This window comes from Rhodococcus sp. ACT016, assembly GCF_050477185.1.
Taxonomy (GTDB): Bacteria; Actinomycetota; Actinomycetes; order Mycobacteriales; family Mycobacteriaceae; genus Prescottella.
In genome coordinates this window covers 1,840,958-1,860,416 of sequence record NZ_JBEAET010000001.1, presented here as the reverse complement: position 1 = coordinate 1,860,416, position 19,459 = coordinate 1,840,958, and the positions used below count along the sequence as shown (strand labels likewise).

Genomic DNA, 19,459 nt, shown 5'->3' with positions numbered 1-19,459 from the left:
CGAGGTGAAGCTGTGACCATTTCCGTGGACCGCGCCGGACTGTGGGATGCCGAGGCGCTCGCCGACGTCGCGGCGGTGACCTTCCCGCTCGCGTGCCCGCCGCACGCGACGAAGGAGGACATCGCCGCGTTCATCGACGACGTGCTCTCCGCGGAGAAGTTCAGCGAGTACCTCACGGATCCGACGCGGACGGTCCTCAAGGCGACCAGCAACGGCGAGATCGTGGGCTACGTGATGCTCGTCGACGGCACCCCCGACGACGAACAGGTCCGGTCGGCGGTCTCGCTGCATCCGACCACGGAGATCAGCAAGCTGTACGTGCTGCCCGACCGGCACGGTTCGGGGGTCTCGGCAGCGCTGATGAATGCGGCGGTGGACCACGCGCGCAGTGCGAACTGCGCCGGCGTGTGGCTCGGCGTCAATCAGGAGAACGAGAGAGCGCAGCGGTTCTACGTCAAGAACGGCTTCGAGAAGGTCGGCACCAAGACCTTCCGGGTGGGCGCCCAGACCCACCACGACTTCGTGATGCAGCGCAGCCTCTGACCGGCCGCGCTGCATCACGCGGGTCGAATCAGGCCGCGACCTCGAAGCGCGAGAGCGCGAGCAGGCGCGACGTGGCGCGCAGGTACTTCTTGCGGTAGCCGCCCGCGAGCATCTCCGGGGTGAAGATCTCGTCGAGCTTCGCGCCTGACACGGTCACCGGGATGCTGGCGTCGTACAGACGGTCGGCGAGGACCACGAGACGCAGCGCCACGGACTGGTCCTGCGCGGGGTGGACGCCCTTGATGAACACGGCCGGGATGCCCTCGACCAGCTTGCCGTAGCGCGACGGGTGCAGGGTGCTCAGGTGCGTGCACAGCTCGTCGAAGTCGTCGAGCGTGGCACCCTCGACCGCGTCGGCCCGCTCGAGCAGGTCGGCGTCGTCGGTGGGCTCCGGGGCCGGCGGCAGATCGCGGTGCCGGTAGTCGGGGCCGTCGACGCGGATCGTCTCGAAGATCGACCCGAGCTTCTTGATCTCGCGCAGGAAGTCCTGGGCAGCGAAGCGGCCCTCGCCGAGCTGACCGGGCAGCGTATTCGACGTCGCGACAATGGACACGCCGCGCGCCGACAGCTCGGTCAGCAGGCGGGACACCAGCATGGTGTCGCCCGGGTCGTCCAGCTCGAACTCGTCGATGCAGAGCACGCTGTGGTTCGACAGCTCCTCGACCGCGCGGTTGAAGCCCAGCGCGCCGACGACGTGCGTGAGCTCGACGAACGTGCCGAACGCCTTGGGCGACGGCGAGCTGTGGAAGATCGACGCGAGCAGGTGGGTCTTGCCGACACCGAAGCCGCCGTCGAGGTACAGACCGGCACCGGTGGACGGCGCCTTCTTGCCGAACAGGCCACGACGCCCGCCGCCACGGATCTTCGCCACCTTCTGGGAGAACTCCTCGGCCTTGCGCACCGCAGCCGCCTGGCTGGGCTCCTTGGGGTCGGGAATGTAGGACGCGAAGCTGACCTCGTCGAACATCGCCGGGGGCACCATTTGAGCAACCAATTGATCGGCCGGCACCACCGGATTGCGATCGACAAGACGTGCATGCATGCACTGAGGGTATCGACGTGCTGTGATCGAACACGTGCACCGTCTGGATATTGCGACCTACTTCACACGCGACGAAGGCAGCACCGCTCGGCCGCCTGAGCTCGGCGACGACGACCTGCGTTCACTGTACGGCTATCCCGCACGACTCGACCGGCCGTGGGTGCGGGTCAACTTCGTCTCCAGCATCGACGGCGCGGTGACCGTCGAGGGCGCCAGCGCGGGCCTCGGCACACCCGCCGACAAGCGGGTGTTCGCGGTGCTGCGCGAGCTCGCGGACGTCGTCGTCGTGGGCGCCGGCACGGCCCGCACCGAGAACTACGGTGGCGCCCGCACCGACCCCGACCTGGCCCGGCGCCGCGTCGTGGCCGGGCTCTCCGAGGTTCCGCCGATCGCGGTGGTGACCGCGAGCGGGCGCGTCGACCCGACGTCGCGGCTGCTGACCGACACCGTCGTGCCGCCGCTCGTGTTGACCTCGGCCCGCGCCGACAGCGACAACCTCGGCCGACTCCATACCGCGGGCGCTCGCGTCGAGGTCGTCTCCGACGGGGACGTCACCGGACAGGCGGTCGTCGCGGCACTGCAACGGCGGGGTCTGCGCCGGGTCCTGTGCGAGGGCGGGCCGGGGTTGTTCGGCACGCTGACCGCGGACGGTGTGGTCGACGAGTTGTGCCTGACGACGTCGCCTCAGCTGGTGGCCGGCGCGGCCGGGCGAATCGCGATCTCCCCCGGCGCGCATCCGACACCGATGACCCGCGCGCATGTCCTCGGCGACGACGACGGGACCCTGCTCACGCGGTGGGTGCGCCGCGGTGAGTGACCGACCTGGCAGGCTGTCCGGCATGCGCAGAATCGGGGTCGCCGCGATCGTCCTGGCCGTGTGCACGGCGTGCGGCGCCGGACCGTCGGACCGACCGGACATCGCGGTGGTCGAGCACGGCGGTGGCTCCGCGTCGACGTCCGACTCGGCAGCCCCGGTCCCGCAGTTGCAGACGCCTGTGCGGGATCTCGGCTGGACGGACTGCAAGGACGCCACCCTCGGCGCGCTCGGGCTCGGACCGGGCCCCGACGGATTGTCGTTCGAGTGTGCGTACTTCACCGCGCCGGTGGACAGCACCGGCAGTGTGACCGGCGCACTCGAGGTCGGCGCCGCGCGGGCCCGTCTGGCGCAGACCCCGCCCGACGCGGCACCGCTCGTCGTCACGTCGGGCTCCGACGTCACGTCGACGACCACGCTCGCCGCGCTGGCGACAGGCCCGAGTTCGGATCTGCTCGAGCGGCAGCCCCTCATCGCGGTCGACCGACGCGGTCTCGGTGCGTCCACACCGATCGACTGCGGCCCGACGGTCGACCGACTCGGTCTCGACGATCTCGCGCAGTTCACGCCCGGCGCGCAGCCCGGTGTCGACGCGGTGGCCGCGCTGAGCCGCGACGTGACCGTGGCGTGCACCGATTCGCTGCAGCCGCACGAGTTGGCGTTCGACACCGCGCACGCCGCGGACGACCTCGAGCAGCTCCGGAAGCTGTGGCAGGTGGACGGACTGGGCCTGCTCGGCACCGGGAACGGCGCCGCGGTCGCGCTGGCGTACGCCGCGAAGTACCCGACCCGCGTGGGCCGACTGGTGCTGGACTCGCCGGCCGCGACCACGGCGGACGCGGCGACCGCCGCCGAGCAGCGCGTCCAGGGCCAGGAGGCCGCCCTCGCGGACTTCAGCCGACGCTGCGCCGCGCTGAACTGCTCACTGGGCCCGGACCCGACAGCCGCAATCGTGGCGTTGCGTGACCGGGCGGCGGCGGGCGACCTCGGGACGGTGTCCGCGAGCGCGCTGCTGGACGCCGTCTCGTCGTTCCTCGGATCGCCCCGCGGCGATCAGGTGGGCCGGGTCCGCGAGTTGTCGGACGTGCTGGCGGCGGCCGGGCGCGGCGACGTCGCGCCGCTGAAGGGCCTGGTCTCCGAGACGCAGGCCGCGGTCGACACCGACGGCCAATTCGTGGCGCGCTGCAGTGACGGCCAGCAGTGGCCGGGACCCGGCCGCGCGAAAGAACTCCAACAGTCGTGGGCCACGCGATATCCGGTGTTCGGCGCCGACGCCGCCGTCGGGCTCATGCGGTGCTCCGCGTGGCCGACGATGTCGCCGCCGCCGCTCCCGAGCACCGTGCCGGTTCCCGTGCTCGTCCTCAGCGGCGCCGCCGACCCCGTGGTCGGCAATGCCGGAGTCGCCACGGTCACCGGAACCCTCACGAGCGCGCACACCACCTGGTCGAACCTGATGTGGGCAGGGTACGGACATCCGGTCACGACGCATTCCGACTGTGCGCGTCGATCACTCGTCCGCTATCTCGAATCGGCGGCACTGCCGCCCAACGGGGGCGCCTGTCCGGCGTGACCCTCGGGGTGGCCGACCCGTCCCGACGCCCGCGCGGTGTACCGTGCCGTAGTGTTCCTTCGACGATTCGAGCCGCGTACCGGCCGCACCACCGCCGAGGTCATCAACTTCGCGCTCTGGCCCCTCGCCGTGATGACGGTGATCCACCGGGTAGTCGTCAAGGCGGTCAACGGATCCGTCACCGACGACTTCTCCCCCGTGTACCAGGCCGCGTTGGCGTTCCTCAATCGTCGTGAGGTCTACACCGCGAACTTCAATTCGGTGGACCCGCACTACCTGTACCAGCCGAGTGGCACGCTGCTGCTGTCACCGATCGCGCTGATCGACCCCGAGAAGTCGCGCTGGTTGTTCATCCTGGCGAACGCGATTGCCGTCATCATCGCGCTGTACCTGCTGCTGAAGATGTTCAACCTGACGCTGAACTCGATCGCCGCGCCGATCCTGTTGTTCGCGGCGTTCTCGACGGAGACGGTGTCGAACACGCTCGTCTTCTCGAACATCAACGGCCTGGTGCTGCTGGGCGAGGTCTCGTTCCTGCTCCTGCTGCTGCGCCGGAAGGACCTGTGGTCCGGTGCCGCAATCGGACTGACGCTCGCGGTGAAGCCCATTCTCGCGCCCCTGCTGTTGCTGCCCCTGGTTCGCGGTCAGTGGAAAGTGTTCGTCACCGCGATCGGCATCCCTGTCGTCCTGATGGCCATCGCGTGGCCGCTGTCGGCGGATCCGATGGAGTTCATCAACCACACGGTCCCGTACCTGTCGGAGTCCCGCGACTACTTCAACAGCTCGATCGTCGGCAACGGCACCTACTACGGTCTGCCCGTCGCCCTGATCTGGGCGTTGCGAATTGCCTTCGCCGCCATGGTCGCGGTGTCGCTGTGGTTGCTGTACCGGTACTACCGCCAGGACGAACTGTTCTTCGTCGCGACCGCGTCCGGTGTGTTGATGGCGGCGTCGTTCCTGCTGCTGTCGCTCGGCCAGATGTACTACTCGATGATGCTGTTCCCGCTCGTCATGACGGTGGTGCTGCGGAACTCGGTGATACGTAATTGGCCGGCGTGGCTCGCGCTCTACGGTTGCCTCAGCGCCGACGATTGGATTTCGCACCGATTCCAGGGGGCAGGCCGCGCCGCGGAGTACCTCAAGCCCACGATGGGCTGGAGTCTGTTGCTCATCGTGATCTTCGCGGTTCTGGTCAACCGATACCTGACCGCGAAGCGGGAGGGCCGCCTGGATCGCGGCATCGACCCGGGCTTCCTCGTTGTCGACCGGGCCGCGCCGGCTCCCGCACCCGCCAAGGTGTGACACGCCCCCGGCCGCGCCGTATTAGCGTGGTGGCATGAGTTCCACACACGATCCCGGTCTCCCCGAACCGAAGTTCCGTCGAAACGACGGTGAGTGGCGGGCGCACCTGACGCCCGAGGAATACCACGTGCTGCGGCAGGCCGGGACGGAGCCGCCGCACGTCGGCGAGTACACGAACACCAAGACCGAGGGCGTGTACACGTGCCGGGCGTGCGGCGCCGAGTTGTTCCGCAGCACCGAGAAGTTCGATTCCCACTGCGGGTGGCCGTCGTTCTTCGACCCGGCCGACTCGGACGCGGTGATCCTGCGCGCCGACGACTCGCTCGGGATGCGCCGCGTCGAGGTCCTGTGCAGCAACTGCCACAGCCACCTCGGCCACGTCTTCGAGGGCGAGGGCTACCCCACCCCGACCGATCAGCGGTACTGCATCAACAGCATCTCGCTCAGGCTCCAGCCGGCCGACGGCGCCTAGCGCCGCCGATGGCCGGACGGTCCGCTACGGGCCGTCCGGCCATCCCGGCTCGGTGAGCACCACCGCCGGCACGTGGAATCCTCGTGGCGAACAGGCCGTCGCCGACGGGATACCCCTGTTGCTCACCGACCAGTGCCAGGCCGTCCGCGCCGTATCGGCGCGGATTCCCGTATTCGGAGAAATCGCTACCTTGCTCACCAGGGTACTGCTACCTTGCCGTGCATGAGTCCTTCGGTCGAACGGCGCAGCCTGGTATTGCGGGGAGTGCTGGACCTCTGCCTGCTCGCCCTCCTTCGCGAACAGCCTGTCTACGGTTACGAACTCACCGAGAGGTTGGCCGAGCACGACCTTCTGGTGGCTGGGGGTTCGTCCTACCCGCTGCTCGCGCGCCTCGAGAAGGCCGGACTGGTCGAGTCCGAGAGTCGCCGATCCGAGTCGGGGCCGCCGCGGAAGTACTACTCGCTGACCGCGAACGGCCGGACGGCGCTCGCAGAGGGAACCGCCGAATGGTCCACGGTGGCCAAGAGTGTCACCGCACTACTGGGTCCGGTCTCGGAAACCACATCAGGGGAGGAACATTCATGAACGAGAACAGCCAGGAACAAACAGCACCGTCGGAACCGGGGGCCGATCCGCTGGTCCTGCGACAGGCGACCCGCATCTGGCGCAAAGCGGCCGTGCGACGCTCGGACCGCCGCGCCCTGCTCGCCGAGTTGTCGGACGAACTCAGCGCTGCCGAGGCCGACGGACTGCCCGCGAGCGCGGTGGTCGGCGACGACCCCGAGCAGACGCTGCGGGCCTGGGCTGACGAGCGCGGGCTGTCCGGACGGGCACAGCGCCTCGGAATCGTCGTGCCGGTGACCCTGATCGGGATCGCCATCGGGTTCGCGCTACTGGCAGTGATGCTGTACATCGGATTCACGGAGAAGGATCTGCGGATCGAACTCGGGTCCGTCTACCTGATACTCGGCCTGTACGCCGTGACCGGCCTGCTCGCCTACCTCCTCGCCGTCGTCGGCACGTTCGTGACCTTGCGGCAACTCCGCGATCCGCGCTCGGGAAGTACCGCCCGCTGGCTCGCAGCCACCCTGCCCGTCGGCGCCGCTGCGGCGACAGGGGCGGGTGTCGGGGTGGCATGGATCCTCGGGTTCACCACCGAACCGAGAACGTTCGTCGCGGTGATCGCCGTCGTCTGCCTCGTCCTCGTCGCGACGTCGGCCGGCGCCCGCTACTTGGCCACGCGCCCGCGTGCCGCAAGCGAGTTCAGCACGGCCGCAGCCTGATCCGCGCCGTCGACGGTCACGGTGAACTTCGACCCGTCGCCGCGGGTGATGCGCAGGGCCGCGCCCGGGCGAACCAGCAGGCCGACACCGTCGGGGCCGACGCGGTAGCCGATTCCGCCGTACCGGTTGATCAGCCCGATCCGCACCTCGTCGGCACGAGCGATCTCTTCGAGCGGGATCCGCCGCCGCCCGCCGGTGAGCACGTACCGCGTCTCGAGGCCGCGCCCGTCCACCACGACGTGGACGGGCGCCAGGGCGAGTCCCATCAGCAGTGCGCCGACAACTGCCGCACCGAGCAGCATCGGCACCGCCGCCTCCGAGGTCGCGCAGGCGACCGCCACGACGATCACGACGGGCACCAGCGCGAGCACCGCAGCGAGCCATCGGGGCATCGCGGCCGTCCCGGTCCACACGACGGACTCCGTGAGGGCGAGTTCCATGTGGGGTGCATCCGACGGCGGGGCGGAGCCTGCCGCAACCGAACCGGGGCGGCCGACCAGGGCGGAACCGATCATGGCTGCGACGATTCCGAGTAGGACGGCGGGCACGAGCCACCACCCACCGAACGTGGCCTCGGACGCGTCGGCCAGCCCACGCTGCGAGGCGAGCACGCCCAGCGGCAGGATCGCCACGGCGGTTCCGGTGCCCGACGCGACAGCGGCACCCATGCGGGCCGCACGCACGTCTCGGCGCGTGAGCAGCAACAGGATTCCTGCGAGAAGCGCCGCGAAGGCGAGACCCAGGAGCGGCGACCACTGCGCCACCGCGCGCGAGGCGAAGCCGTCCGCGGCGCCACCGGGCCCGAAGTGGACGGCGACCGGGTCGGGAAGGTCACTGGACCACGCCGTCAGCCCGACGATCGCCGCCGCAGCCGCGACGACCGGCACGGTCGACGCGCCGGCGAGGCCTCGCAGCCACGAAACACTCTGCGTCGGAATCGAGTCGGTCATGCCATCTCCCTTTTCACGAGGTCGAGCAGATCAGTGGCGTTCATGCCGTGCCGACGGGCCTCGGTGACGAGTCCGCGGACCGCATCGAGCAGCCGGCTCCGGGCCGACGCGTCCGCGGCGACCACCGCACCACGACCACGCCGCAGCTCGATCAGCCCCTCGTCGCGTAGCAACTGGTAGCCGCGGAGCACGGTGTGGATGTTGACGTCCAGCGACGCCGCGAGGTCGCGGGCGGAGGGCAACCGCTCGCCGGGTGCGACCGAACCGTCGGCGATCGCGCCGCGCACGGACGCGGCGAACTGCTCGTACAGCGGTACGGCGGACGACTGATCGATGCGGATGAGCACACACCCACCATATTGTTCTAGTTCAAGTAGAACAAGTCCGGGACGGATGCTAGCTTTGTCGCCACAAACCCGCGATCCTCCAACCGACTGCAAACAAGGTCGGACTCGCGGATGAATGGAGCGACGATGGGTATCCAAGGATGCGGCGTGAACGCAACCCCCGACGGTGGAGATGCAGCGGCGACGCGCATTCCCGCACCGCTGGTTCGGGACTACCGCCACATCGGAGGAATCGAATCGATCGAGGTTGACGGCACTCGGTACTTCTTCGGTTACGACTTCAGCGAAGATCTGGTCGTTTCCCCACTCATCAGCGACAACGAACTCATGTCGGTCTTCGCGGAGACCCACATGGAGCAACGGGACGGCCGTCACGATCGCAAGTACTGGCGAGAGCTCGTAGACGGATCACTCGAATCGTCCGAGTTGGCGGAGCCGGAATCGTGCTCCTTCGAGTCCGAACAACTGCGGTCGATCATCACCTCGCTGGAGAAGATTGCGGAAACCGGAGTACCGGCGCCCGACTTCATCTACCCGTATCACCTCAGATTCCTCTTGTCCTCCGCCGGGCAATGGAAAGAGCAATTCACCGCGACGGCAGAGGGCATCAGGGCCATCAAAGGCACAGAGAGCCCGTCCGAAGGGAACACGCTCGAGCAGATCGCGCGGGACGTTCTCCGCGAGACCCGGAATGCGATGAGTGCCGCTGGGGGAAACTGGGCAGAGGTCTTCGACGGCCTCGCCCGATGACACTGCGCGGTACCGCCCGCGAAGGGGCTCGTTTCTTCTAGTTCGAACAGAACACGTCAGATCGGCGGGTCGAACGCCCGGATCGGCGGCAGCGGCCCCTCGAACCGCTCGATCTGCACCAGGACGTGCTGCCCCGTGCAACCGTGCGACAGGCGCGAACTACCCACGTCGGCGGTGAGGACGTTGGGGTTGCCGTGCACACACATCGAGTCGGGGTCCGCCGGGTCGAGCGGGTCGTACCAGGCGCCCGTCGACAGTTGCACCACCCCGGGCCGGACCCCGTCGTCGAGCACGACGCCGGCGAGGCACGATCCACGGTCGTTGAACACCCGGACCACCTCCCCCGCCCCGAGTCCGCGCGCGACGGCGTCGGCCGGGTGCACTCGGATCGGTTCGCGCCCCCGGATTTTCGACGCCTGACTCGCTGCGCCGTGGTCGAGTTGCCCGTGCAGACGAGTCCGAGGCTGGTTGGCGATCAGGTGCAGCGGAAACTGCTGCGCGCGTTCACCGCCCAGCCACTCGTCGGGCTCGTACCACCGCGGATGGCCCGCGCAGTCGGCGTAGCCGAAGCCGTCGATGTCGGCGGAGAAGATCTCGATCCGGCCGCTCGGCGTGGTGAGCGGGCTCTTCTCCGGGTCGTTCCGGAACTCGGAGAACAGCGACAGCCCGTCCTCGGTGCGCATGCGCACGTGCCCGCGCCGCCAGAACTCGTCGAACTCGGGCGCCTCTCCCCCATCGGCGAGCACGAACCCACGCCACTGCTCGTACAGGTGCTCGATCCACTGCTGGGCCGACCGCCCTTCGGTGAACCGCTCGCCGAAGCCCAACCGGCACGCGAGCGCCGAGAAGCTGTCGTAGTCGTCGCGGGCGTCCGCGTACCGGGGCACCGCCCGCTGCATCGCGACCAGCAGCGGGTCGTTGCGGGTGCACGCCAGGTCGTTTCGCTCGAGTGAGGTGGTGGACGGGACCACGATGTCGGCGTGCCGGGCCATGGGAGTCCAGTACGGCTCGTGCACGACGATCGTGTCGGGCCGAGCCAGTGCCCGGCGAAGTCGGGCCAGGTCCTGGTGGTGGTGGAACGGGTTGCCGCCCGCCCAGTAGACCAGCCGGGTGTCCGGGTACGTCAGGCGTCGGCCGTCGTAGTCGAACTCCTCGCCCGGGTGCAGCAGCAGATCCGCGATCGCCGCGACCGGGATGAAGTCCGCGACCGGGTTGGTCCCCTGGAACAGCGTGGGGAGCGGGTACGGCACCGGGGCCAGGCCGGGCTCGTTCATGGAACCGTAGCCGTGCCCGAAACCGCCGCCGGGCAGGCCGATCTGGCCGAGCATCGATGCGAGCGTGACGCCCATCCACGGCGCCTGCTCGCCGTAGCGGACGCGCTGCAGCGACCATGTGACGGTGACCATCGTGCGGCCGGCGGCCATGCGGCGGGCGAGCGCAACGATGTCGTCGGCCGGCATCCCCGACAGCGCCGACGCCCAGTCCGGGGTCTTGGGGATGCCGTCGTCAGCGCCGAGCAGGTAGCCCTCGAAACGGTCGTAGCCGACGCAGTACCGCTCGAGAAAGTCCTTGTCGTGCAGCCCCTCGGTCGCCAGCACGTACGCGAGGCCCAGCATGATCGCGACGTCGGTTCCGGGAACTGGCGCTATCCACTGGCAGCGGCCGTGCAGATCGTCGCGCAGCGGGCTGATCGAGACCACCTCGCCGCCGCGATCACGCAGCCGATCCAGCGCGGCGCGGGTGGGATGCTCGCTGGTCCCGCCGCTGTTGACGGCCGTGTTCTTCAGCGGCACTCCACCGAAGCACACCATCAGATCCGTGTGGTCGGCGATGACGTCCCAGTTGGTGGAGCGGGCGAACAGCTTCCAGTGCGTTCCGACGACCCGCGGCATGATGACGCCGGTCGCGCCGAGCGAGTAGCTGTGCACCGAGCGGGTGTAGCCGCCGAGCATGTTGAGGAACCGGTGGACCTGGCTCTGCGCGTGGTGGAACCGGCCCGCGCTGGCCCAGCCGTAGGAGCCGCCGAAGATCGCGCGGTTGCCGTGCTCGTCGACTACCCGGCGCAGCTCTCGGGCGAGCAGGTCGAGCAACTCGTCCCACGACACCGACACGAACTCGTCGGCGCCGCGCACGTCGGACGGGCCCGGGCCGTGCTCGAGCCACCCGCGCCGGACCGCAGGCCCGGTGATGCGCGAGCGGTGCCGCACCGATCCGGGCAGGTTGCCCAGGATGGGAGACGGATCGGCGTCCCGGGAGTACGGATGCACAGCGCGCACGTCGCCGTCGGCGGACTCGACATCGAACATGCCCCAGTGCGCCATGTGCTGGTACCGGCCCGCAGAACTCACGGCCTCAGTTTGCCAGCGGGACTCAGGGCACGAAGAACACGCCCGTGCCGGCGATCGTCTCGGAACCGTTCGTCATCGATGCGGTCACCAGTCCCGCCCCAGTGAACACGCTCACTGACTGGCTGTACGGAATTGTCAGCACCCCCGAGGCGCCGGTTCCCAGATTTCTCCAGGCCATCCGGTAGGTCCAGTTGATGTGGGCTCCGGGTGACCGGACAGGGAACGTGACGGTGCCGGGCGCCTCCCCCGTTATCGCGGTGACGGGGTACGTGCAGTAGAGCGAAAGGCCGCACGACCAGATGCTGTTGGGCGTGACGAGCGGAATCTGGAAGGTATTCACGGTGGGTGCGGCCGACGCCTGCGGAACAGGGCCCACCGCGAGGCCTGCCACAACTCCGGCCGTCAAAGCTCCCACACCGAGCAGCCGTCGAGCACTCTGCATCGCAATGCCCCTCTCGTGGGCCCGCAAGTGTGTGGTCAGGATACGAAGCCGGACCCGCCTCGCGTCGAGGTACAGACGAAAACACCCCGCACCTGTCCGGTGCGGGGTGTTTTCGTGTCGGATCAGGGCAGCGAGTTGACCAGCTGCTCGACGCTGACGCGAGGACCGGTGAAGAACGGGGTCTCCTCGCGGACGTGCATGCGGGCCTCGGTGGCGCGCAGGTCGCGCATCAGGTCGACGATGCGGTCCAGCTCGGGAGCCTCGAACGCGAGGATCCACTCGTAGTCGCCGAGCGCGAATGCGGGAATCGTGTTGGCGCGCACATCCGGGTAGCCGCGCCCGGCCTTGCCGTGATCGGCGAGCATCTTGCGACGATCAGCATCCGGCAGCAGGTACCACTCGTACGAGCGGACGAACGGGTACACGCAGAGGTAGTTGCCCGGATCCTCACCGGCGATGAACGCCGGGACGTGGCTCTTGTTGAACTCGGCGGGCCGGTGCAGCGCGACGTTGGACCACACGGGGTCGCTGGCCTGACCGAGATCGGTGGTGCGACGGAAGTCCGCGTACAGCTTCTGCAGGTCCTCGAGCCGCTCCGCGTGCGTCCAGATCATGAAGTCGGCGTCGGCGCGGACACCGGCGACGTCGTAGATGCCGCGCACCACGACGTCGGTGTCCTCGAAGGAGTCGAAGAAGTCCTGCGCGTTCTTCACCGCGGCGGCGCGGTCGTCACCGAGGACGCCGGGCTGAGCCTGGAAGACCGAGAACATCGCGTAACGAAGGGTGGAGTTGAGCTTGTCGAAATCGAGGCGTGCCATGGCCTCATCCTGCCACTCGTGCGGAGAGCCGTGTCGCGGCCGTCGTCGCGGCGGCGACGCACGCCGGAACCCCGACCCCGTGCAGGTAGGCGCCCGCGACCTCGAGCCCGTCCACCTCGGAGACCGCGTCCTCGATCGCGGCGACCCGGTCGAGGTGGCCGGGCGCGTACTGCGGCAGGCCGCCGTGCCAGCGCTGGACGAACACGTCCACAGGTTCGGATCGCACACCGGTGACCGTCTCCAGGTCGGCGCGCGCCATCGCGATCAGGTCGGCGTCGGGAGCGTCCACCACGGCGGCGTCCCCGAACCGTCCGTACGACGCCCGCACCAGCGTCACGTTCCGCTCGGCGAGGTGCGGCCACTTGCGGCTCGACAGCGTGAACGCCTTCGCGCCCAACGACTCCCCCGTCGCGACGAGGATGCCCGAGTTCTCCGGGACACCCGCATCGTCCGGCAGCGCGAGCGCCACGACCGCGGACGACGCGAGCTCGATCCCACGCGCGGCATCGGCGACCTGCGGCGCGGCATCCGCGACCAGGCGCACCATGTCCGGTGCGGGGACCGCGAGGACGACACCGTCGACGTGGCCGAGCGGGTCGAGCCACCAGCCGTCGCCGTCGCGGCGCAGTCCGGTCGCGGCGGCGTCGAGCAGCGTGCGGGGGCGGGCGGCGGCGCGCAGCGCCTCGAGCAGCGCTCCGTAGCCGTCGCGCAGGGTCCCGAACACGGGCCCGGGCGACGGTGTCGGCAGTGCCGCGGCCACCGCGGCCGTGAGGCTTGTCGCACCCGAGTCGAGCGCGGCTGCGAGCGTCGGCAGCGCGGCCCGCACGCCGATCGAGTCGGACAGCCCCGAATACACGCCGCCGAGCAGCGGATCGACGCTCCGGCGCACCACCTGCTCGCCGAACCGGCCGCTCACCAGCGACGCGACGTCGGTGTCCGCCGCCGGATCCCACTCGAACGGCACCGACGGTTCGGCGACGATACGGGCGAGGGTGTCGGCGTCGACGAGGCCGGCCACCGACTGCGGATCCGACGGGATGCCCATCAGGGTGCGTGTCGGCAGCGGATGCAGGGCACCCTGCGACCAGATGAGCGGCTGACGGCCGGCCGGGTGGACCAGCTGGTCCTCGAGGCCCAACTCGACGATCAGCTCCGCGACCTCGGGTCGTCGGGCGATGAACGCCTCGGCGCCGACGTCCACCGGGCCGCCGCCGAGGGGCACGGTCCGCAGTTTGCCGCCGAACCGGGCACCCGCCTCGACGACGGTGATGTCGGCGTCGTCACCGAGCTGCCGGCGCAGCCGGTACGCCGCGACCAGGCCGGCGACTCCGCCGCCGACGACCGCTACCGACGCGCGCCGAGAGGTCACAGCGAATGCACCAGCTCCACGACGTCGGTCAGGACCGCGGGATCGGTCTCCGGCAGAACCCCGTGCCCGAGGTTGAAGATGTGCCCCGTCGCCCCGGCCGCCAGCGCGAGGTCCGCCTCGCGGCAGATGCGACGTACCTGCTTCTCGATCGCGTCCCAGCCGGCGAACAGCACGGCCGGATCCAGGTTGCCCTGCAGCCCCTTGCCCGGTCCGACCCGCCGCGCCGCCACGTCCAGCGGGATGCGCCAGTCGACGCCGACGACGTCGGCGCCGGCCTCACCCATCGCGCCGAGCAGCTCGCCGGTACCGACACCGAAGTGGATGCGCGGAACACCGGCGGACTCGACCTCGATGAACACGCGCTCGGAGTGCGGCAGCACGAACTCGCGGTACTCGGCCAGCGACAGCGCACCGGCCCACGAGTCGAACAGCTGCAGCGCGTCGACGCCGGCGTGCAACTGCGCCTGCAGGAACGCGATGGTGATGTCGGTGATGCGGCCGAGGAGCGTGTGCCACGTCTCCGGGTCGGCGTGCATGAGCGCCTTGGTGCGCTCGTGGTTGCGGCTCGGACCGCCCTCGACGAGGTACGACGCGAGCGTGAACGGCGCGCCGGCGAAGCCGATCAGCGGCGTGTCGCCGAGCTCGGTAGTGAGCAGGCGCACGGCCTGCGCCACGGCGCCCACCTCGTCGGGCACCAGCCGCGGCAGCGCGGCGACGTCGGCCGTCGTCCGGACCGGATTCGCCACGACGGGGCCGACGCCCGCGACGATGTCGAGGTCGATGCCCGCCGCCTTGAGTGGAACGACGATGTCGGAGAACAGGATCGCCGCGTCGACCTTGTGCCGCCGCACGGGCTGCATCGTGATCTCGCAGACCAGCTCCGGGTCGAAGCAGGATTCGAGCATCCCGATCCCCGCCCGGATCTCCCGATACTCCGGCAACGAGCGTCCGGCCTGACGCATGAACCACACGGGTCGATGCTTCGCCGGACGGCCGGTGGCCGCCGCCAACAACGGTGCGTCGTCGAGCACCCGCCGAGCGGGGTATTCGGCGCGCCCGGTCATCCCTGCATTCGTATCTTCCAAGCCGCTCATCGGGCTCCATGCTGCCATGACGCGGCGCCGGTGCAGAATCGGCGCGCCTCCACCGCGCTACCAGGTGTGGCGTCTAACGTCCGCGGTGTGACGACCCCGGGATTACCCAACGAACCCGCCCCGTTCCGCGCCGCCGTCGACGCGATGAACTCGGCTGCGGTTCACCCGGATATCGAACTCGGTCCGATCCGCCCGCCGCAGCGGCTCGCGCCCTACAGCTACGCGATCGGCGCCGAGGTGCGTCACCCCGACACCGGCGACGAGCATGCTGTGTTCTCCGAGGGGGACGCGTTCGGCCGCCTGATCCTGCTGTACGACCCGGACGGCGACGAGGCGTGGAACGGCACCATGCGACTGGTCGCATACATCCAGGCCGACCTCGAACCCGCGCTCGCCGGCGACCCGCTGCTCCCGGAGGTGGCGTGGAGTTGGCTGGTCGACGCGCTCGACGAGAAGGCCGACGAGATCGTCGCGCTGGGCGGCACCGTCACCGCCACCAGTTCGGTGCGGTACGGCGACATCGCGGGCCCGCCGCACGCGCACCAACTCGAGCTGCGGGCTTCGTGGACCGCGACGTCGACGGCGCTGGCCTCGCACGTCGAGGCGTTCTGCGATGTACTCGAGCACGCCGCGGGACTTCCGCCGGCCGGTGTGACCAAGCTCGGTCGACGGGGGCGTTAGCCCACCCCTTCCACGGAGACGTCGACGCCCGGCGCGGTGCGCGCCTCGCGGTGGCGGGCCCGCGTCCAGTCGAGGAAGTCGGCGACGCCCTGCGCCACCGCGGTGCTGCGGATCGACGGGAAGATGTCGAACGCGTGCTGCGCCCCACGCAGCTCCGCGTAGGCGACGGGATTCTCCGACACCTCCCGCAGTCTCCGGACGAACTCGCGTGCCTCGCCGACCGGGATGAACGAATCGCTGATTCCGTGGACGACGAAGAACGGCGGCGCGTCGGGCCGCAGGCGGTTCAGCGGCGACGCCGCCTCGTAGTCCTCGGGGTACTTCGCCTTCTTGCCGAGCACCATCGGCATCAACCCGGATTCCACCCGCTGACGCGTCGCCTTGATGCCCGTCTCCCCGGCGAAGTCGTAGACGCCGTAGTGCGGGGCGCAGGCCTGGACCGACGTGTCGGCGTCCTCGAACCCCGGTTGCAGCGCCGGGTCGCCCTCGGTGAGCGCGAGCATCGCCGCCAGGTGACCACCCGCCGATCCTCCGGTGACTGCGACGAACCCGGGATCGCCGCCGTAGGTCGCCGCGTTCGCGCGCAGCCACGCCACCGCCCGCTTGATCGCGATCAGGTGCGCCGGCCACACCGCTTTCGGGGAGAGCGGGTAGTTGATCGCGGCGCACACCCACCCGCGCGAGGCCATCTCCAGCATCAGCGGGATCCCCTGGTGGTCCTTGCTGCCGAAGACCCATCCACCGCCGTGGATCTGCAGGAGGATCGGCGCGCCCACCGGGATGTCGCGGCGGTGGTAGATGTCGACCCGGAACCGGGCCCCACCGGGCGCATAGGCGAGATTCGGAACCCGCACGACGTCGGCGTGGCGCATCCGGAACGGCAGCGCCAGCTGGCGCCAGGGGACCCCGGCGACGGGGGTCGAGCGGCCCGCGACGGAGCGGTACCCGGACCCGAGCGCCGCCGTCAGCGCCGACTCGACCTCCGACCGCGCCCCGCGACCGGCCGCGATCACCGCGGCCAGCCCCGCGGTGGACAGCCCCGCTGCCGCCAGTCCCGCGGCGTCGGCGCGCGTGTGGATCCCCCGGCGCGCCACGTGGATTGCCGCGTCGGCCACGGTGGCCGCGAGCAACTGCGGAGCAAGCTCGGCGGTGAGCCAACCGGACAGGAACGTCGGCACCGAGAGCGGCATACCGGGGACCGGTCGTAGCGCATTCGCCGTAAATGCCGCATTTGCCAATTGCCGTAACAGGAACTTGTTTCCGTTCACCATTCACCCATTCAAGCATGACTTTTGTCACATCGCCCACGTCAATCTAGAACAGGTTCTAAGTTAGCTGCATGGAGAGATTAAGTGGAATGGATGCCAGCTTCCTCTACCTCGAGACCCCCACCCAGATGCTCCACGTGTGCGGCCTGATCATCCTCGACGGGTCGACAATCCCCGGTGGCTATTCTTTCGCAAAACTGCGCGACGAACTCGCGATTCGCGTGAAGGCGATGCCGAGTTTCAAGCGACGCCTCAAGGACACCCGGTTCAACCTCGACCACCCGGTGTGGGTCGACGACACCGATTTCGACATCGAGCGCCACTTCCATCGGATCGCCGTCCCCGCGCCGGGCGGCCGCGACGAGCTGTCGGAGCTGTGCAGCTCCATCGCGAGCCAGCCGATGGATCGCTCGCGTCCGCTCTGGGAGATGTTCGTCATCGAGGGCCTCGAGGACGGATCCGTCGCGGTGATGTCGAAGATGCACCACGCGAACGTCGACGGCGTCACCGGCTCGAATCTCATGTCCCAGCTCTGCGGCCTCGAGCCCGACGCCCCCCGACCCGAATTCGATCAGCTTCCCGAGGGCGCCGGTCGGGCGAGCTCGCTCGACATCGCCGTCAACGGACTGATGGAGTTCGCGTCGCGACCGCTCAAGATGGCCAAGTTGATCCCCGACAGCGTCACGCTGCTCCCCCGCTGGATCGGGCGGGCCCGCAAGGGCGAGGCGATGCCGACCCCGTTCACCGCACCGCGCACGTCCTTCAACGGTGCGATCACCGGCCGCCGGACCATCGCGTACACGGAGCTGAGCCTCGCCGACGTCAAGCTCGTCAAGAACGCGTTCGGAGTCAAGGTCAACGACGTCGTGCTGACCTTGTGCGCCGGTGCGCTCCGCAGGTACCTCGAGGACCGCGACGAGCTGCCCGACACCTCGCTGGTCGCGACCGTGCCGGTCTCCGTCCACGACAAGTCCGATCGCCCCGGCACCAATCAGATCTCGGTCATGTTCACCCAGCTCGGCACCGACGTCGCCGACCCGGTCGAACGGCTGCACACCGTCGCCGAACGGAACGCGATCAACAAGGATCACCACAACGAGGCGCTGGGCGCGACCCTGCTACAGGACTGGGCACAGTTCGCGGCGCCGGCGACGTTCGGCAGCGCGATGCGGGTGTACTCCAAGCTGAAGCTGGCCGAGCGTCACCCCGTGGTGCACAACCTGGTGGTCTCGAACGTGCCGGGTCCGCCGATGCCGCTGTACTTCCTCGGCGCGCGCATCACGCAGATGTATCCGCTCGGACCGGTGTTCCACGGCGCCGGCCTCAACGTGACAGTGATGTCGCTGGAGGACCGGGTCGACGTGGGCCTCGTCTCGTGCAAGGAACTCGCTCCGCACCTCTGGGGTCTCGCGGACGCGTTCCCCGAGGCGCTGGCCGAGCTGGTCAAGGCCGCACGCGCGCAAGCACGGAAGAAGAAGCAGCCAGCAGCCCCTCGGTGAACGGTCCCGCGTTCATGACGCACGACGAGTGACCGCAGTCCACCTCGTACGTCGCGGCGCCGGCGATCTGGCGGGCGAGCCAGCGCTGGCGCCGCGGCGGGATGATCATGTCGCGCGTGGGCACCACGACAGCGGTCGGGACGTCGATGTCGCCCACCCACGCGGTCGAGTCGAACTTGCCGATCTCGGCGGTGGCCCGGCCGATCGCGCCGTAACTGGTTTCCCGGAACTGCGAGTACGCCCACACCCGGTCACCGCCGAGGCGGGGACTGCCGACCGGGACGGGCCCGGGGCGCGGCTTGAGCGCTCCCAGTCCGGCGCTCAGCGACTCGAGCGCGACGCGCTCACGCGAATTCCGCTTGAAGTGGGCCGCGCCCGCGCAGAGGACCAGGCCGGCCACCCGGTCGCGGTGCCGCTTCCAGACCAACTGCGAGACGAGCGAGCCCATCGAATACCCGACCGGCACCACCCGGTCGATGCCCAACACGTCGGCGAGGGCGACGACGTCGTCGGCGCAGTCCTCGAGGGTAAACCGGGGTGACCGGATCCCCCGCCCGTGCCACCGCTGGTCGAGGATCACCACCCGCGATTTCCGGGCGAGCCTCTCGATCACCGGGTACCACGTCAGCGTGCCGGTACAGGCCAGCGCGTGCAGGAGCACGAGCGTCGGCTTGCCGTCGTGCTCGACGGAGTCGCCGGTGTCGATGACGTACGTCGATCCCCGACCGGGCAGGTCCACCATCGTTCCGACCGGGACCGCGCCGACGGGCGCCACGGCGGCTGCGAGGTTGAGCATCGATTCCCCCCATATCCGTTTCGGTGGCCGAGACGGCGACCCAGTGGGCCGCACTGTGGTCTTGGTCACTT

General features: G+C 69.6%; 20 protein-coding genes. 10 read left to right on the top strand and 10 right to left on the bottom strand.

The window, feature by feature from the left end; translation table 11 throughout:
- The first annotated feature begins 12 nt into the window (after positions 1 to 12).
- Positions 13 to 543, top strand: a complete 531-nt coding sequence (locus ACQ5DX_RS08650) for an N-acetyltransferase family protein (RefSeq protein ID WP_430332241.1) — start codon at positions 13 to 15, stop codon at positions 541 to 543.
- Positions 544 to 571: 28 nt separating this feature from the next.
- On the opposite strand, the gene zapE is transcribed toward ACQ5DX_RS08650, so the two are convergent.
- Positions 572 to 1,585, bottom strand: a complete 1,014-nt coding sequence (gene zapE / locus ACQ5DX_RS08645) for a cell division protein ZapE (protein WP_430332240.1) — start codon at positions 1,583 to 1,585, stop codon at positions 572 to 574.
- Positions 1,586 to 1,607: 22 nt separating this feature from the next.
- Here zapE and ACQ5DX_RS08640 point away from each other — a divergent pair, with 22 nt between their 5' ends.
- From ACQ5DX_RS08640 to ACQ5DX_RS08615, 6 genes are all read left to right on the top strand, one after another.
- The gene (locus ACQ5DX_RS08640) at positions 1,608 to 2,402 is read left to right on the top strand and encodes a pyrimidine reductase family protein (RefSeq protein ID WP_430332239.1); all 795 of its coding nucleotides are present in this window, start codon (positions 1,608 to 1,610) and stop codon (positions 2,400 to 2,402) included.
- A 22-nt stretch (positions 2,403 to 2,424) separates the two neighbouring features.
- The gene (locus ACQ5DX_RS08635; protein WP_430332238.1) at positions 2,425 to 3,969 is read left to right on the top strand and encodes an alpha/beta fold hydrolase; all 1,545 of its coding nucleotides are present in this window, start codon (positions 2,425 to 2,427) and stop codon (positions 3,967 to 3,969) included.
- A 51-nt stretch (positions 3,970 to 4,020) separates the two neighbouring features.
- A complete protein-coding gene (locus ACQ5DX_RS08630) occupies positions 4,021 to 5,271 on the top strand; it encodes a glycosyltransferase family 87 protein (RefSeq protein WP_430332237.1) in 1,251 nt (416 codons plus the stop codon).
- Positions 5,272 to 5,305: 34 nt separating this feature from the next.
- A complete protein-coding gene (gene msrB / locus ACQ5DX_RS08625) occupies positions 5,306 to 5,743 on the top strand; it encodes a peptide-methionine (R)-S-oxide reductase MsrB (RefSeq protein WP_430332236.1) in 438 nt (145 codons plus the stop codon).
- A 222-nt stretch (positions 5,744 to 5,965) separates the two neighbouring features.
- Positions 5,966 to 6,328, top strand: a complete 363-nt coding sequence (locus tag ACQ5DX_RS08620; RefSeq protein WP_430332235.1) for a PadR family transcriptional regulator — start codon at positions 5,966 to 5,968, stop codon at positions 6,326 to 6,328.
- A complete protein-coding gene (locus ACQ5DX_RS08615; RefSeq protein ID WP_430332234.1) occupies positions 6,325 to 7,026 on the top strand; it encodes a hypothetical protein in 702 nt (233 codons plus the stop codon). Before ACQ5DX_RS08620 ends, ACQ5DX_RS08615 begins: the two co-directional genes overlap by 4 nt.
- On the opposite strand, the gene ACQ5DX_RS08610 is transcribed toward ACQ5DX_RS08615, so the two are convergent.
- Both ACQ5DX_RS08610 and ACQ5DX_RS08605 read right to left on the bottom strand, forming a co-directional pair.
- Complete coding sequence (locus tag ACQ5DX_RS08610; RefSeq protein WP_430332233.1) at positions 6,972 to 7,976, bottom strand: DUF1648 domain-containing protein; 1,005 nt, start codon at positions 7,974 to 7,976, stop codon at positions 6,972 to 6,974. The two genes, ACQ5DX_RS08615 and ACQ5DX_RS08610, sit on opposite strands and share 55 nt — an antisense overlap.
- The gene (locus ACQ5DX_RS08605) at positions 7,973 to 8,323 is read right to left on the bottom strand and encodes a GntR family transcriptional regulator (RefSeq protein ID WP_430332232.1); all 351 of its coding nucleotides are present in this window, start codon (positions 8,321 to 8,323) and stop codon (positions 7,973 to 7,975) included. Before ACQ5DX_RS08605 ends, ACQ5DX_RS08610 begins: the two co-directional genes overlap by 4 nt.
- Positions 8,324 to 8,470: 147 nt before the next feature.
- Between ACQ5DX_RS08605 and ACQ5DX_RS08600 the strand changes: the two genes are divergently transcribed.
- On the top strand, positions 8,471 to 9,073 hold the full coding sequence (locus ACQ5DX_RS08600) for a hypothetical protein (protein WP_430332231.1): 603 nt from the start codon (positions 8,471 to 8,473) through the stop codon (positions 9,071 to 9,073).
- Between the two features lie 56 nt (positions 9,074 to 9,129).
- Here the strand turns inward: ACQ5DX_RS08600 and ACQ5DX_RS08595 are convergent, their stop codons facing one another.
- From ACQ5DX_RS08595 to hemE, 5 genes are all read right to left on the bottom strand, one after another.
- Complete coding sequence (locus ACQ5DX_RS08595) at positions 9,130 to 11,394, bottom strand: molybdopterin guanine dinucleotide-containing S/N-oxide reductase (protein ID WP_430335590.1); 2,265 nt, start codon at positions 11,392 to 11,394, stop codon at positions 9,130 to 9,132.
- 49 nt (positions 11,395 to 11,443) lie between these two features.
- Positions 11,444 to 11,863 (bottom strand): hypothetical protein, encoded by a 420-nt coding sequence (locus ACQ5DX_RS08590; RefSeq protein ID WP_430332230.1) that lies wholly within the window; start codon positions 11,861 to 11,863, stop codon positions 11,444 to 11,446.
- Between the two features lie 122 nt (positions 11,864 to 11,985).
- Positions 11,986 to 12,681 carry a hydrogen peroxide-dependent heme synthase gene (gene hemQ, locus ACQ5DX_RS08585; RefSeq protein WP_430332229.1) on the bottom strand — a complete coding sequence of 232 codons (696 nt, stop codon included), beginning with the start codon at positions 12,679 to 12,681 and terminating at the stop codon, positions 11,986 to 11,988.
- Positions 12,682 to 12,685: 4 nt separating this feature from the next.
- Positions 12,686 to 14,050 (bottom strand): protoporphyrinogen oxidase, encoded by a 1,365-nt coding sequence (locus ACQ5DX_RS08580; protein WP_430332228.1) that lies wholly within the window; start codon positions 14,048 to 14,050, stop codon positions 12,686 to 12,688.
- Positions 14,047 to 15,114 (bottom strand): uroporphyrinogen decarboxylase, encoded by a 1,068-nt coding sequence (gene hemE, locus ACQ5DX_RS08575; protein WP_430335589.1) that lies wholly within the window; start codon positions 15,112 to 15,114, stop codon positions 14,047 to 14,049. Before hemE ends, ACQ5DX_RS08580 begins: the two co-directional genes overlap by 4 nt.
- A 117-nt stretch (positions 15,115 to 15,231) precedes the next feature.
- On the opposite strand from hemE, the gene ACQ5DX_RS08570 reads away from it, so the two are divergent.
- Positions 15,232 to 15,825 (top strand): DUF3000 domain-containing protein, encoded by a 594-nt coding sequence (locus ACQ5DX_RS08570; RefSeq protein WP_430332227.1) that lies wholly within the window; start codon positions 15,232 to 15,234, stop codon positions 15,823 to 15,825.
- Here ACQ5DX_RS08570 and ACQ5DX_RS08565 read toward each other — a convergent pair.
- Positions 15,822 to 17,096, bottom strand: coding sequence for an alpha/beta hydrolase fold domain-containing protein (locus ACQ5DX_RS08565; protein WP_430332226.1), 1,275 nt, complete (start codon positions 17,094 to 17,096; stop codon positions 15,822 to 15,824). The genes ACQ5DX_RS08570 and ACQ5DX_RS08565 overlap by 4 nt on opposite strands.
- 68 nt (positions 17,097 to 17,164) lie before the next feature.
- Between ACQ5DX_RS08565 and ACQ5DX_RS08560 the strand changes: the two genes are divergently transcribed.
- Positions 17,165 to 18,592, top strand: a complete 1,428-nt coding sequence (locus ACQ5DX_RS08560; RefSeq protein ID WP_430332225.1) for a WS/DGAT/MGAT family O-acyltransferase — start codon at positions 17,165 to 17,167, stop codon at positions 18,590 to 18,592.
- Here the strand turns inward: ACQ5DX_RS08560 and ACQ5DX_RS08555 are convergent.
- Positions 18,537 to 19,388 (bottom strand): alpha/beta fold hydrolase, encoded by an 852-nt coding sequence (locus ACQ5DX_RS08555; protein ID WP_430332224.1) that lies wholly within the window; start codon positions 19,386 to 19,388, stop codon positions 18,537 to 18,539. The genes ACQ5DX_RS08560 and ACQ5DX_RS08555 overlap by 56 nt on opposite strands.
- Positions 19,389 to 19,459 lie beyond the last annotated feature (71 nt).

What these genes read in the sequence shown, in the direction of transcription:
- zapE (WP_430332240.1), bottom strand. Translation starts at nt 1,585, where the DNA reads ATGCATGCACGTCTTGTCGATCGCAATCCGGTGGTGCCGGCCGATCAA.
- ACQ5DX_RS08635 (WP_430332238.1), top strand. Translation starts at nt 2,425, where the DNA reads ATGCGCAGAATCGGGGTCGCCGCGATCGTCCTGGCCGTGTGCACGGCG.
- msrB (WP_430332236.1), top strand. Translation starts at nt 5,306, where the DNA reads ATGAGTTCCACACACGATCCCGGTCTCCCCGAACCGAAGTTCCGTCGA.
- ACQ5DX_RS08620 (WP_430332235.1), top strand. Translation starts at nt 5,966, where the DNA reads ATGAGTCCTTCGGTCGAACGGCGCAGCCTGGTATTGCGGGGAGTGCTG.
- ACQ5DX_RS08615 (WP_430332234.1), top strand. Translation starts at nt 6,325, where the DNA reads ATGAACGAGAACAGCCAGGAACAAACAGCACCGTCGGAACCGGGGGCC.
- ACQ5DX_RS08610 (WP_430332233.1), bottom strand. Translation starts at nt 7,976, where the DNA reads ATGACCGACTCGATTCCGACGCAGAGTGTTTCGTGGCTGCGAGGCCTC.
- ACQ5DX_RS08595 (WP_430335590.1), bottom strand. Translation starts at nt 11,394, where the DNA reads ATGGCGCACTGGGGCATGTTCGATGTCGAGTCCGCCGACGGCGACGTG.
- ACQ5DX_RS08590 (WP_430332230.1), bottom strand. Translation starts at nt 11,863, where the DNA reads ATGCAGAGTGCTCGACGGCTGCTCGGTGTGGGAGCTTTGACGGCCGGA.
- hemQ (WP_430332229.1), bottom strand. Translation starts at nt 12,681, where the DNA reads ATGGCACGCCTCGATTTCGACAAGCTCAACTCCACCCTTCGTTACGCG.
- hemE (WP_430335589.1), bottom strand. Translation starts at nt 15,114, where the DNA reads ATGACCGGGCGCGCCGAATACCCCGCTCGGCGGGTGCTCGACGACGCA.
- ACQ5DX_RS08565 (WP_430332226.1), bottom strand. Translation starts at nt 17,096, where the DNA reads ATGGTGAACGGAAACAAGTTCCTGTTACGGCAATTGGCAAATGCGGCA.
- ACQ5DX_RS08560 (WP_430332225.1), top strand. Translation starts at nt 17,165, where the DNA reads ATGGAGAGATTAAGTGGAATGGATGCCAGCTTCCTCTACCTCGAGACC.
- ACQ5DX_RS08555 (WP_430332224.1), bottom strand. Translation starts at nt 19,388, where the DNA reads ATGCTCAACCTCGCAGCCGCCGTGGCGCCCGTCGGCGCGGTCCCGGTC.